The following is a 12,375-nucleotide window of genomic DNA, read 5'->3' as shown; positions in this document are numbered from 1 at the left end:
GCGCTGGCCCGCGGCGCACCGGCCAGCAGCACCCTGGTCGCCGGTGGCAGCTCCCGGGCCGCTGCCGCCGGCGGCCCGGCTGGTCGGGGCAGCGGATGGGTCGGCCGGGGGAGCGCCCGGGTGCGGTCGGCGTCCGGTCTGGTGCTCGTCGCGGCGACCCTTCCGTTGGCAGCTGACTGGTGGGTACGGCGGCCCGCGGTTGGGCTCGTCCCCTACGTTCTGCTGCGGCTGGCCGACGACGGCGCCTACGGCATCGGGGTGTGGGCCGGGTGCCTGGCCGAACGGTCCGCCGCACCGTTGCTGCCGGTTCGTCCCGTTGTGGCGGGCAAGAAACGCTCGCGTCGGAGCGAGGTGTGATCGACGGATCCACGTGGAACAGTGCAGCCCGACTACCCTGTTTCCCTGTGACCTACCTCGACCATGCGGCGACGACGCCGATGCGGCCGGAAGCGCTCGCCGTGTACACCGCGGTGCTCGCCGACACCGGCAATGCCTCGTCGTTGCACGCCAGCGGTCGCCGCGCGCGCCGGGTCGTCGAGGAGGCGCGGGAGGCGCTGGCCGCGCAGCTGGGTGCCCGGCCGTCCGATGTGGTGTTCACCGCCGGCGGCACGGAAGGCGACAACCTGGCGCTCAAGGGCCTGTACTGGGCGCGCCGGGCCGTCGATCCGGCGCGTCGGCGCATCCTGGTCAGCGCCGTGGAACATCGGGCGGTTCTCGACACCGTCGACTGGCTCGGTGCCGCCCAGGGCGCCCAGGTGGAACTGCTCGACGTCGACGAGATCGGTCTGGTGCATCCGAGCACCCTGGAAGCCGCGATCGCCCGTGACCCCGCCTCCGTCGCCGTCGTGTCGGTGATGTGGGCCAACAGTGAGGTCGGCACGGTTCAACCGGTCGCCCGGCTCGCCGCCGTCGCCCACCGGTACGGGGTGCCGTTCCACACCGACGCGGTGCAGGCCTTCGGACAGATCCCGGTCGCCATCGGTGCGGACGGTCCCGACGCGATCACCGTGTCCGCGCACAAGGTCGGCGGTCCGGTCGGGGTGGGCGCGTTGATCGCGCGCCGCGGCCTGGTCCTCGAACCGCACACCCACGGCGGTGGCCAGGAGCGTGACGTCCGGTCCGGAACGTTGAACACCGCGGGAGTCGCGGCGTTCGCCGCCGCCGCCACCACCGCCTGCGCGCAGGCGCCGGTCGAGGCCGGGCGGCTGGCGGCGCTGCGCGACGATCTGGTCCGCCGGGTCTGTGAGCAGGTGCCGACGGCCGTCCTGAACGGCCCGCCGCTGGACACTGCAGGCGGCGTCGGTGAGCCTGGTGACGCAGGCGGGGCGCGGCGACTGCCCGGAAACGCCCATCTGAGCTTCCCGGGCTGCGAGGGGGACTCGCTGCTGATGCTGCTCGACGCCCGCGGCATCGAATGCTCCACGGGTTCGGCCTGTTCGGCGGGAGTGGCCCGGCCCTCGCATGTGTTGTTGGCCATGGGCGCCACCGAGCAGCAGGCCCGCGGATCGCTGCGGTTCTCCCTCGGCCACACCTCGCGAGCCGCCGACGTGGACGCGCTCGTCGCGGCGATCGGCCCGGTGGCCGAACGGGCCGGCCGGGCCGGCGCACTCGCCGGAACCTACGGCGGCTGACGGCGCCAACGCCGACTGGCCGAGCCGACCGGCCGAACGGAACGGCCGAACGGTTCCGGTTGGACGAACGGAACGCCCCTGACGGACGGAAAGGTGGTGGCGGCGATGCGGGTGCTCGCGGCGATGTCGGGTGGAGTGGACTCCGCGGTCGCGGCCGCGCGGGCCGTCGATGCGGGGCATGAGGTCACCGGCGTCCATCTGGCGCTGTCCCGGTCGCCGGCCTCCGACCGGGTGGGCGCCCGCGGCTGCTGCACCCTTGAGGACGCCCGCGACGCCCGCCGGGCCGCCGACCGACTCGGCATCCCGTTCTACGTCTGGGATCTCGCCGAGCGGTTCGAGGCGGACGTCATCGACGAGTTCGTCGCGTCCTACGCGGCCGGGCGTACCCCGAACCCATGCGTGCGCTGCAACGAGCGGATCAAGTTCGCCGCGGTGCTCGACCGCGCCCTGGCCCTCGGCTTCGACGCGGTCGTCACCGGCCACCACGCCCGGCTGGACCCCGACGGCACCCTGCGCCGCTCGGTCGACCCCGGCAAGGACCAGTCGTACGTGCTCGGCACCCTGCGATCCGCCCAGCTCGCCGCCGCCCGCTTCCCCCTGGGCGACTCGACCAAGGCACAGGTCCGCGCCGAGGCGTCCGCCCGCGGCCTGGCCGTCGCCGACAAGCCCGACAGCCACGACATCTGCTTCATCGCCGACGGCGACACCGGCGGCTGGCTGCGTGACCGGCTCGGCTCCCGCCCCGGCCCCATCCGCGACGCGCAGACCGGCGCCACCCTGGGCGAACACGACGGGACGTTCGCGTTCACCGTCGGCCAGCGCCGTGGTCTGCGGCTCGGCCAGCCGGCGCCGGACGGCCGACCCCGCTACGTCCTCGACATCTCCCCGGCCACCAGCACCGTCACGGTCGGCCCGGCTGAGGCGCTCGACGTGCGCCGGCTCGTCGCCGAGCGCACGGTCTGGCCGCACGAGGGGGTCCTCACCTGCCAGGCCCAGGTCCGGGCGCACGGCGGCGTCGTGCCAGCGCAGGCGCAGGGCCGTGGGGACGAGCTCGTCGTCACGTTGGGCGCCCCCGTCCGGGGAACCGCCCCCGGCCAGGCGGTCATCCTGTACGACGGCGACCGCGTCCTCGGCGGCGGTCACATCCGCACCACCGCCAGCTGAGCCCCGGCACCACCGCACGTCGCCCGGACCGACACCGGGCGGCGCAGCGGCGCGCGGTCGCCGCGGTGGGCGGCGCCGAAGGACGTGCCGCGTCGGCCAGAATGGCCGCATGCGGATGAGTGGCACGTGGCATGTGGACGCGCCTGAGCGGCGGACGGCCACACCGGGTCCGAGACACACTGATGCACGATGACGGGCCAGGATGCGAGGCAGGGTAAGGGCGTGGGGCAGGGCCGGTTCGTGGGGCAGGGCGCGGGGGCGGACCGGGGCGTGGGGCAGGGGGAGACCGCGGTGACGGGTGCGGTCGTGCCGTTGTGGCCGGCGGGGGCGGCCACGGGGGTCGGCTCGCTGCCCGGCACCGATGCGGTCGAGGCGCAGCAGCTGGTCTTCGACGAGCTGCCGGACCTGCCGCACCTGCCGGAACTGCCGGCGCGCGGGCCGGGGGCCGGCCTCATCGGGCGCAGCAGCGCGATCCTGGTGGATCTGCCGGTCGACCTGCAGCCGGCCGGCTGGCGGTTGGTGCCGCGTCCCGGGCTGGACCTGCGCCGGTCCCGGGACATGCTGGTCCGCGACCTGGACGCGCTGGTGGAGACCGCCGAAGGCTATGCCGGACCATTCAAGATCGCAGTCGCCGGCCCCTGGACGCTGGCCGCCCAGCTCGAGCTGCCCCGAGGGCACAAGGCGCTGTCCGACGTCGGCGCGACCCGGGAGATCGCCGAGTCGTTGGCGGCGGGTCTCGTCGAACATCTGGCACAGCTGTCCGCCCGGGTGCCCGGTGCACGGCTGATCGTGCAGCTCGACGAGCCGTCACTGCCTGCGGTGCTGGCTGGGCGGGTCCGCACCCCCAGCGGTTTCTCGGTGCTGCCGGCCGTCGAGGAGGGCCTGGTCGCCGCGCGGCTGCGGGAGGTCGCCGACGCGGTGCGGGCCTCGGGCGCGGTCGGGGCGGGAGTGCACTGCTGCGCGCCGGCGGTGCCGTTCGCGACGCTGCAGGCGGCCGGGCTGGATTTCGTCGGCGTGGACGTGGGGCTACTCACCCGCGCCGAGGACGATCTCGTCGGCGAGTACGTGGACGCCGGTGGACGGCTCATCGCCGGAATCGTGTCGACGACCGGTGGCTCGACTGCTGGTGGCTCGACTGCTGGCGGTGCGACTGGCGGTGGCTCGGCGCCCGGCCGGGCGGCGGAACTGTCAGAGGTCCGTCGTAGCGTCGAGCCCGTCATCGCATTGTGGAACCGGCTCGGTTTCCGGCCGGAGCAGCTCGGGGAGGTGGTCGCCGTGGCACCCGCCTGTGGGTTGGCCGGTTTCGGCGCCGACGCGGCACGGGCGGTACTGCGGCACTGCCGCCAGGCCGGCCGCATGCTGGTGGATGCGCCGGCATGAGCACGTCGGCGCCTGAGGAGAAGAGCTCCGGGGCCGGGCCGACCGCCGTGGTCGAGTCGGCCGTCGAACCCGAGTCGGCCGCCGTGGTCGAGTCGGCCGCCGTGGTCGAGTCGAGCGCCGCGGGCGGGGCGAGCCCCGCGCCCGAGGCGGCCGGGGCGGCGGTGCGGGCCCGGGCGGCCGAGCTCGCCCGGGAGCTGGAGGAACACGCCTACCGGTACTACGTGCTGGACGCGCCGACCGTCGCCGATGCCGAGTACGACGCGCTCATGCGGGAGCTGACCGCGATCGAGCAGCGCCACCCCGACCTGCGCACCCCGGATTCGCCGACACAGAAGGTCGCCGGGTCGTACTCGACCCTGTTCACCCCGGTCGAGCATCTGGAGCGGCTGCTCTCGCTGGACAACGTCTTCGACGACGACGAGTTCCACCAGTGGGCGGCGCGGGCGGCCCGGGAGAGCGAGGTCGGCGCCTGGCTGTGCGAGCTGAAGATCGACGGGCTGGCCGTTGACCTCGTCTACGCCGACGGTCGGCTGGTGCGGGCGGCGACCCGCGGTGACGGGCGCACGGGGGAGGACATCACCCCGAACATCCGGACGCTGGCGCGGGTGCCGACCCGGCTGCGCGGCCCGGCGGTGCCGGAACTGCTGGAGGTCCGCGGGGAGGTGTTCTTCCCCACCGCCCGGTTCGCCGAGCTCAACGCCTCCCTGGTCGAGGGGGGCGGGAAACCGTTCGCCAATCCGCGCAACGCGGCTGCGGGCTCGCTGCGGCAGAAGGATCCGCGGGTCACCGCGACCCGCCCGCTCGACCTGATCGTCCACGGGCTGGGGGAACACCGCGGCTTCGAGGTCGACTCACAGTCCGCCGCCTACGCCCGGTTCGCCGAACTCGGGCTGCCCGTCTCCACCCACTTCGAGGTGTTCGGCGAGATCTCGGGCGTAGTGCGGTACCTGCACCGCTGGGGGCAGGCCCGCCACGACGTCGAGCACGAGATCGACGGTGTGGTCGTCAAGGTCGACGCGTTCGCCCTCCAACGCCGGCTCGGGTCGACGTCCAAGGCGCCGCGCTGGGCGGTGGCGTTCAAGTACCCGCCGGAGGAGGTCACCACCAAGCTGCGCGACATCCGGGTCAACGTGGGCCGCACCGGGCGGGTCACGCCGTTCGGTGAGCTGGAGCCCGTGCTGGTCGCCGGGTCCACCGTGGGGTTGGCCACCCTGCACAACATCGACGAGGTGGGCCGCAAGGGCGTGCTCATCGGCGACACCGTCGTGCTGCGCAAGGCCGGGGATGTCATCCCGGAGATCGTCGGCCCGGTGGTCGACCTGCGTGACGGCAGCGAGCGGGCGTTCGTCATGCCCACGCACTGCCCGGAATGCGGCACCGAGCTGGTCCGCCCCGAAGGGGACGTGGACATCCGCTGCCCCAACACCGAGCGATGCCCGGCGCAGCTGCGGGAGGCGATCTTCCACCTGGCCTCCCGGGGCGCCCTCGACATCGACGGCCTGGGCTACGAGACGGCGATCGCGCTGCTCGAGGCGGGCCGCGTCCACGACATCGGCGATGTGTTCCATCTGGCGCCCGAGTCGTTCGAGGGACTGCGCGGCTTCGCCCAGAAGAAGATCGACAAGATTCTGGCCGGGGTCGAGGCGGCCCGGCACCGCCCGCTGTGGCGGCTGCTGGTCGGCCTGTCCATCCGGCATGTCGGCCCGACCGCCGCCCGCGCGCTCGCCCGGGAGCTGCGCTCGCTCGACGCGATCGCCGCCGCTCCCGCCGAGACCCTCGCCGCGGTCGACGGCGTCGGGCCGACGATTGCCCGGGCCGTCGTCGACTGGTTCGCCGACGACCGTCACCGGGACATCGTCGCCCGCCTCGGCGCCGGCGGGGTCTCCCTCGCCGACGCCGGTGCCGACGCCGGTCCGCGTCCCCTCGACGGGGTCACGGTCGTCGTCACCGGCACGTTGGCCGGCTGGAGCCGGGACAGTGCCACCGAGGCGGTGCAGGCCCGCGGCGGGAAGATCACCGGCTCGGTGAGCAGGAAGACGGCGTTCGTCGTCGTCGGCGCCGACCCCGGCGCATCCAAGTACGACAGGGCGCGCAGCCTGAAAGTGCCCGTGCTTGACGAGGACGGCTTTGCCGTCCTGCTCGAACGTGGCGCCGACGCTGCCCGCGAGGTCGCCGACGTCGCCGCTCCGCCCGAGGCGACCGTTGCCGCCGGCACCACCGCAACCACCGCAACCACCGCAACCACGGAACCTGCCGAGGCCGCCGAGGCCACTGGCCGGGCACAGGACGCCGACGCCAGCTCGGGCTGAGCCGCGGGTGCGGGCGGATCAGTCCCGGCGGGCGAGGCGGGCGGCGATGCCCGCGAGGTGGGCGAGGCGCGCAATCTCCGAGCCGCGGAAGGCCGGGCCGCCGGGTCGCCCCAGCAGGATCACCACCTGCGCGCGGCCGACCGGTGCGGCGGCCAGCGCCATGTCCACGGCCTGCCAGCGGGCCGGGAAGCCGCCCTCGTCGGCCGCCACCGCTCGGGCCTGCGCCAACGGCAGCCAGGGCAGCGCGAGCCGAACCCGTTCGGGCACCCCCAGGTCGTTCCCGCCGAGCACGGGCGCGCCGACCGACGCCTCCCGGATCCGCACGTCATCGGGATCGAGATGCTCCAACAGCACCGCCCAGTCCGCGTTGAACACGCCCGGGGCAAGCCGGGCGAGCGTCGCCGGAGCCGCCATCGGCCGCTCGGCCAGCGCATCCGCCAGATCAAGGTCGTTGGCCACCGCACCGCCGTCGGCCAGAAACGGGCGCAGCGACTCGACGCTCACCCCCGGCACGGACAGCGCGGCGCTCAGGGCCCGGTCCGCAAGCCCACCCGGGGGCAGCACGACGAGCAGGTCGTCGACGGCGCCCTCGGTGCTGCGCTCCACCACGGTGACACTCTGGATGTCGATTCCGGCAGCGCCCAACGCCGTCGCGACGGCCCCCAACGTGCCCGGCCGGTCGGGCAGCACCACGCGCATCAGATACGACATGTAGCTGAGCATGCACAAAGAGCGTGTCGGCTGCATAGCCGACCGGTCACACCGAGATAACGCGTCGCGGCCACGAAACCCCAGCTCCTGGCCGCGCCGGCGTCCTCCGCCGCCGAACCCCCGGGGGCGGGCGGAACCGGTCACGGCCGTCGGGCCGTACGATGACATCACGCCGACGCGGGCATGGCGCGCGGTCTCGGGTCCCGCCCCGGTCGTCCACGGTTGGGCCGGGGGAGCCGGCCGAGGCCGCGCCGCACCGCCCGCGGCACGCGTCCGTCCAGTCACGGGCCGCACGAGCCCACCGCCCACGAAGGGGCCGCACGTCATCATGGGGATCACGCGGGACGAGGTAGCCCATCTCGCCCGGCTGGCACGGATGTCGGTGACCGACGCCGAGCTCGACGCACTGGCGCCGCAGCTCGAGGCGATTCTGTCGGCGGTGGCCCGGGTCGCCGAGGTCGCGGCGGCGGACATTCCGCCGACCAGCCACGCCGTGCCGTTGACGAACGTCTTCCGCCCGGACGTCGCCCGTCCGTCGCTGTCCGCCGCGGACGCCCTGGCCGGCGCCCCGGCCGCCGAGGACGGCCGCTTCCGGGTGCCCCGCATCCTTGATCCGGACGAGTGAGGTCGCCGCCCGCATGACCGACCATCCCACATCCCCCGTCTCCCGCCCGGCCGTCCCCACCACGGGTGCGGCGGTGCCCACCGCCGGCGCGGCACAGGGCGACGTGACCCGGCTGACGGCGGCGGCGACCGCGGCGGCGATCGCCGCGGGTGAGCTGTCCGCGGTCGAGGCGACCCGGGCGGCGCTCGAACGAATCGCCAAGGTCGACGACACCGTCCACGCCTTCCTGCACGTCGACGCCGAGGGCGCGCTCGCCGCCGCCGGTCGGATCGACCAGCGCCGCGCCGCGGGGGAGCCGCTCGGCCCGCTCGCCGGGGTGCCGCTGGCCCTCAAGGACGTGCTCGCCACCCGCGGCATGCCCACCACCTGCGGCAGTCGGATCCTCGAGGGTTGGCAGGCGCCGTACGACGCGACCGTCGTCACCCGGCTGCGCGCCGCCGACGTGGTGCTGCTCGGCAAGGTGAACATGGACGAGTTCGCCATGGGCTCGTCCACGGAGAACTCGGCCTACGGGCCGACCCGCAACCCGTGGGACACCACCCGCATCCCCGGCGGCTCCAGCGGTGGCAGTGCCGCCGCCGTCGCCGCGTTCGAGGCGCCGCTGGCGATCGGCACCGACACCGGCGGGTCGATCCGCCAGCCGGCCGCCGTATGCGGGCTGGTCGGGGTGAAGCCGACCTACGGTGCGGTCAGCCGCTACGGGCTGGTCGCCTTCTCCAGTTCCCTGGACCAGGCCGGACCGCTGGCCCGCACCGTCACCGACGCGGCGCTGCTGCACGCGGCGATCGCCGGGCACGACCCGCTCGACTCGACCAGCGTCGACGTGCCGGTGCCGTCGGTGGTGGCCGCAGCCGCCCGTCGCGACGTGCGCGGGGTGCGCGTCGGCGTGGTGCGGGAGCTGTCCGGCGAGGGCTACGACCCGGGGGTGCAGGCTGCCTTCGCCGCCGCCGTCGACACGCTGACCGACCTCGGTGCCGAGATCGTCGAGGTCAGTTGCCCGCACTTCACCTATGCGATGCCCGCCTACTACCTGATCGCCCCGAGCGAGTGCTCGTCGAACCTGGCCCGGTTCGACGCGATGCGCTTCGGCCTGCGCATCGGCGACGACGGGCAGGCCGGCGCCGAGGAGGTCATGAGCCGCACCCGCGAGGCCGGCTTCGGCCCGGAGGTGAAACGGCGCATCATCCTGGGCACCTATGCGCTGTCCTCGGGGTACTACGACGCCTACTACGGGCAGGCGCAGAAGGTCCGCACGCTCATCAGCCGCGACTTCGCCGCCGCCTACGAGCAGGTGGACGTGCTGATCTCGCCGACCACGCCGACGCCGGCGTTCCCGATCGGCGCCAAGGTGGACGACCCGGTCGCGATGTACCTGTCGGACCTGTGCACGATCCCGTCGAACCTGGCCGGCGGCCCCGCGATGAGCCTGCCCGTCGGGCTCACGGACGGCCTGCCCGTCGGGCTGCAGATCATGGCGCCGACCTTCGCCGACGACCGGCTCTACCTGGTCGGCGGCGCCTTGGAGGCGGCCCTGGACGACCGTCGCGGCCACCCGCTGCTCGACGAGGCCCCGGCGCTGTGACCGGCCCGGACGCTGTGACCGGCCCGAACGCTGTGACCGTCGGTGGTGTGACGGCCGGGGCGAGCCGGGGAGGCCGGCGATGGTGACGTTGCGCAGCGGCCGGCAGGATCGGCTGCTGGTCGTCGTGGTATGGGTGCTCACCGTGGTGGTGTTGGCGCTGGGTATTGCGACGGTCAACCCGATCCTGCTGCTGTGGGGCGTGATCGGCCTGCCGGCCGCGGTGTTCCTCACCCGCGTCCACCTGCGGGACACCCGCAGCGGTGGGCCTGGGCCGACCGAGCCCCCGACGCCGGTGGCCGGCTCGCCGGGCACCGAGGACCCGTCCGATTCGACCTCCGAGGAGAACGACCGGTGAGCACCGCGGCTCCCGCCAGCGCTTTGCCGTCCTACGACGATGTGATCGCCCGCTACGAGCCGGTGATCGGCCTGGAGACGCACGTCGAACTCGGCACCGTCTCGAAGATGTTCTGTGGCTGTGCGACGGCGTTCGGCGCCGAGCCGAACACCCAGGTCTGCCCGGTGTGCCTGGGCCTGCCGGGATCACTGCCGGTGGTCAACGAGGCGGCGGTGCGCTTCGCGGTGCTGATCGGCCTGGCGCTGCACTGCGACATCGCGCCCTGGTGCCGGTTCGCCCGCAAGAACTACTTCTACCCGGACATGCCGAAGAACTTCCAGATCAGCCAGTACGACGAGCCGCTGTGCACGGATGGCTACCTCGACGTCGAGGTTGACGGCGAGATCCACCGGGTCGGCATCACCCGCGTCCACATGGAGGAGGACACCGGCAAGTCGCTGCACGTCGGCGGCTCCACCGGGCGCATCCACGGGGCGACGCACTCGCTGGTCGACTACAACCGGGCCGGCATCCCGCTGGTCGAGATCGTCACCGAGCCGGACGTCCGCTCGCCCGAGGTCGCCCGCGCCTACGTCGACGAGCTGCGCGAACTGATCCGGGCGCTGGGCGTGTCGGACGTGCGGATGGAGCAGGGTTCGCTGCGCTGCGACGCGAACGTCTCGTTGCGGCGGCGCCCGGCGCCCGGCGAACCCGACGCACCGTTCGGCACCCGCACCGAGACGAAGAACCTCAACTCGCTGCGCTCGGTCGAGCGGGCCGTGCGCTATGAGATCTCCCGCCAGTCGGTGCTGCTCGACGACGGCGAGCGGATCATCCAGGAGACCCGCCACTTCGACGAGAGCGTCGGGCGGACCTCCTCGGGCCGGTCGAAGGAGGAGGCCACCGACTACCGGTACTTCCCCGAGCCGGACCTCACCCCGCTGGCCCTGTCCGCCGAGTACGTCGACGAGCTGCGCGCGAGCCTGCCCGAGCTGCCCGCGGCCCGGCGCGTCCGCCTGATCGCCGAACACGGCTACAGCGCCCGTGACCTGGTCGACATGCGCAACGCCGGGGTCCTCGACCTGGTCGAGCAGACGGTGGCCGCCGGCGCCGCGAACCCGGTGGCCGCCCGCAAGTGGTGGCTCAACGAGCTGGCGCGGCGCGCCGCCGACGCCGCGGTCGCCCCGGCGGACCTCGTGATCACGCCCGCCGACGTCGCCCGGATCACCGTGCTGATCGCCGGTGGCGAGCTCACCGACGCGCTGGCCCGCAAGGTCATCGACGGGGTGCTCGCCGGCGAGGGCACGCCGGACGAGGTCGTCTCCGGCCGCGGCCTCGCGATCGTCGCCGACGACGGCGCGCTCACCGCCGCCGTCGACGCGGCGATCGCCGGCGCCCCCGACATCGCCGAGAAGGTCCGCGGCGGCAAGCTGAACGCGGTCGGCCCGCTGGTCGGCGCGGTCATGAAGGCGATGAAGGGCCAGGCCGACCCGGCCGGGATCCGCGCCCTGCTGCTGGAACGCCTCGGCGTCTCCTGAGCCCGGTGGCCCCGGTGGCACGGCCTACCGGGCGACGGCGACCGGACGGTCGAGCAGCGCCGGGGCGAGTTCATGCCAGGTGGATGTGGGCAGCTCTGCGGGGTCGGCGGTGAGCGCCTGGATGCAGACATGGTCCGCGCCGGCGTCGAGGTGCTGGCGGACACGATCGCGGAGCACGTCGACGTCACCGTAGGCGACCATGGCGTCGACCAGCCGGCGGCTCGGAGCGTCACCCGGCCCGGCGGGCAGATCCTCGTCGCCGAAGCCGAGCCGGCGGACGTTCGCTATCTGGTGCGGTGCGACGGAGGTGTACATACCGACGTGTGCGGTGGCCACCTGGCGGCCCCGGCGCACGTCGGTGTCCAGCACGACGGCCTGCTCGACGGCGAGGAAGGCGTCCGGTCCCATGATCTCGCGGGCCCGGCGGGTGTGCTCGACGGGGACGAAGTACGGGTGTGCGCCCGCGGTGCGCCGGGCGGCCAACGCGAGCATCTTCGGGCCCAGGGCCGCCAGCAGCCGGGGAACGGCCGGCTCCGGGGCGAGACTGTGGGCGGGTGCGCCGTCCATCGCGTCCAGATAGGCCCCCATCGTGGGCACCGCCCGGCCGACGGTGGGAATCCGGACGCCGTCGAACTCGAACGGCTGGTCATCGACCCGATGCCCACCAAGCCCGAGCAGGTACCGACCCGGGTGGGCCTCGCCGAGGGCGCGCGTCGCCGCGGCCATGGCGATCGGGTTGCGATGTGCGATGTTCGCGATGCCCGCCGCGACGGTGATCCGCCGCGTTGCCGACAGCAGCAGCCAGGCCTGGCTCACCGTGTCACGGCCGAACCCCTCTCCGAACCAGAGTGCGCCGTAGCCGAGGTCCTCGACCTCCGCGGCGGCCTCGCGGACCCGAGCGGCGGGCTGCCCGTCGAAGGCCATCGTCCAGACCCCGACGCGCCCGAGTCGCACTGGTAGTTCCTCCACTGTCACCGGTATCTCCCTGCTCCATGGCGTCGACCACCAGCAAGTGGACATCCTGTCCACTTACCTGGATCGGCACTATATGGACAGGCTGTCCACTTGTCTATGTCGTACGTTGGCATCCGGCGTACGTAG

The 12,375-nt window shown here is 73.9% G+C and carries 10 protein-coding genes and 1 pseudogene; 9 read left to right on the top strand and 2 right to left on the bottom strand.

Features of this window, described 5'->3' with window-relative positions:
- The 5 genes and pseudogenes from ND747_RS23775 to ligA all read left to right on the top strand — a co-directional run.
- Window positions 1-357, top strand: a pseudogene (locus tag ND747_RS23775) (hypothetical protein); the annotation flags it as partial.
- A gap of 47 nt (window positions 358-404) precedes the next feature.
- The gene (locus ND747_RS23770; RefSeq protein ID WP_251736406.1) at window positions 405-1,631 is read left to right on the top strand and encodes a cysteine desulfurase family protein; all 1,227 of its coding nucleotides are present in this window, start codon (window positions 405-407) and stop codon (window positions 1,629-1,631) included.
- Between the two features lie 105 nt (window positions 1,632-1,736).
- Complete coding sequence (gene mnmA / locus ND747_RS23765) at window positions 1,737-2,795, top strand: tRNA 2-thiouridine(34) synthase MnmA (RefSeq protein WP_251736405.1); 1,059 nt, start codon at window positions 1,737-1,739, stop codon at window positions 2,793-2,795.
- Between the two features lie 189 nt (window positions 2,796-2,984).
- On the top strand, window positions 2,985-4,175 hold the full coding sequence (locus ND747_RS23760; protein WP_251736404.1) for a methionine synthase: 1,191 nt from the start codon (window positions 2,985-2,987) through the stop codon (window positions 4,173-4,175).
- Entirely contained in the window at window positions 4,172-6,484 is a 2,313-nt protein-coding gene (gene ligA, locus ND747_RS23755) for an NAD-dependent DNA ligase LigA (RefSeq protein ID WP_251736403.1), read from the top strand. Before ND747_RS23760 ends, ligA begins: the two co-directional genes overlap by 4 nt.
- A gap of 18 nt (window positions 6,485-6,502) precedes the next feature.
- On the opposite strand, the gene ND747_RS23750 is transcribed toward ligA, so the two are convergent.
- Complete coding sequence (locus ND747_RS23750; protein ID WP_251736402.1) at window positions 6,503-7,207, bottom strand: ACT domain-containing protein; 705 nt, start codon at window positions 7,205-7,207, stop codon at window positions 6,503-6,505.
- Window positions 7,208-7,523: 316 nt separating this feature from the next.
- Between ND747_RS23750 and gatC the strand changes: the two genes are divergently transcribed.
- From gatC to gatB, 4 genes are all read left to right on the top strand, one after another.
- Complete coding sequence (gatC, locus tag ND747_RS23745; RefSeq protein WP_251736401.1) at window positions 7,524-7,820, top strand: Asp-tRNA(Asn)/Glu-tRNA(Gln) amidotransferase subunit GatC; 297 nt, start codon at window positions 7,524-7,526, stop codon at window positions 7,818-7,820.
- 13 nt (window positions 7,821-7,833) lie between these two features.
- A complete protein-coding gene (gene gatA / locus ND747_RS23740; protein WP_251736400.1) occupies window positions 7,834-9,402 on the top strand; it encodes an Asp-tRNA(Asn)/Glu-tRNA(Gln) amidotransferase subunit GatA in 1,569 nt (522 codons plus the stop codon).
- A gap of 79 nt (window positions 9,403-9,481) precedes the next feature.
- Entirely contained in the window at window positions 9,482-9,757 is a 276-nt protein-coding gene (locus tag ND747_RS23735; RefSeq protein WP_251736399.1) for a hypothetical protein, read from the top strand.
- Window positions 9,754-11,274, top strand: a complete 1,521-nt coding sequence (gene gatB / locus ND747_RS23730) for an Asp-tRNA(Asn)/Glu-tRNA(Gln) amidotransferase subunit GatB (protein ID WP_251736398.1) — start codon at window positions 9,754-9,756, stop codon at window positions 11,272-11,274. Before ND747_RS23735 ends, gatB begins: the two co-directional genes overlap by 4 nt.
- A 24-nt stretch (window positions 11,275-11,298) precedes the next feature.
- Here the strand turns inward: gatB and ND747_RS23725 are convergent, their stop codons facing one another.
- The gene (locus ND747_RS23725; RefSeq protein WP_308204681.1) at window positions 11,299-12,249 is read right to left on the bottom strand and encodes a TIGR03620 family F420-dependent LLM class oxidoreductase; all 951 of its coding nucleotides are present in this window, start codon (window positions 12,247-12,249) and stop codon (window positions 11,299-11,301) included.
- Window positions 12,250-12,375 lie beyond the last annotated feature (126 nt).

Origin of the sequence: Frankia sp. R82, assembly GCF_023716925.1 — a bacterium.
Lineage (GTDB): Bacteria > Actinomycetota > Actinomycetes > Frankiales > Frankiaceae > Frankia.
This window is presented reverse-complemented; position numbering and strand designations above follow the sequence as displayed.

What these genes read in the sequence shown, in the direction of transcription:
- ND747_RS23735 (WP_251736399.1), top strand. Translation starts at nt 9,482, where the DNA reads ATGGTGACGTTGCGCAGCGGCCGGCAGGATCGGCTGCTGGTCGTCGTG.
- mnmA (WP_251736405.1), top strand. Translation starts at nt 1,737, where the DNA reads ATGCGGGTGCTCGCGGCGATGTCGGGTGGAGTGGACTCCGCGGTCGCG.
- ND747_RS23750 (WP_251736402.1), bottom strand. Translation starts at nt 7,207, where the DNA reads ATGCTCAGCTACATGTCGTATCTGATGCGCGTGGTGCTGCCCGACCGG.
- gatA (WP_251736400.1), top strand. Translation starts at nt 7,834, where the DNA reads ATGACCGACCATCCCACATCCCCCGTCTCCCGCCCGGCCGTCCCCACC.
- ligA (WP_251736403.1), top strand. Translation starts at nt 4,172, where the DNA reads ATGAGCACGTCGGCGCCTGAGGAGAAGAGCTCCGGGGCCGGGCCGACC.
- ND747_RS23760 (WP_251736404.1), top strand. Translation starts at nt 2,985, where the DNA reads ATGACGGGCCAGGATGCGAGGCAGGGTAAGGGCGTGGGGCAGGGCCGG.
- gatC (WP_251736401.1), top strand. Translation starts at nt 7,524, where the DNA reads ATGGGGATCACGCGGGACGAGGTAGCCCATCTCGCCCGGCTGGCACGG.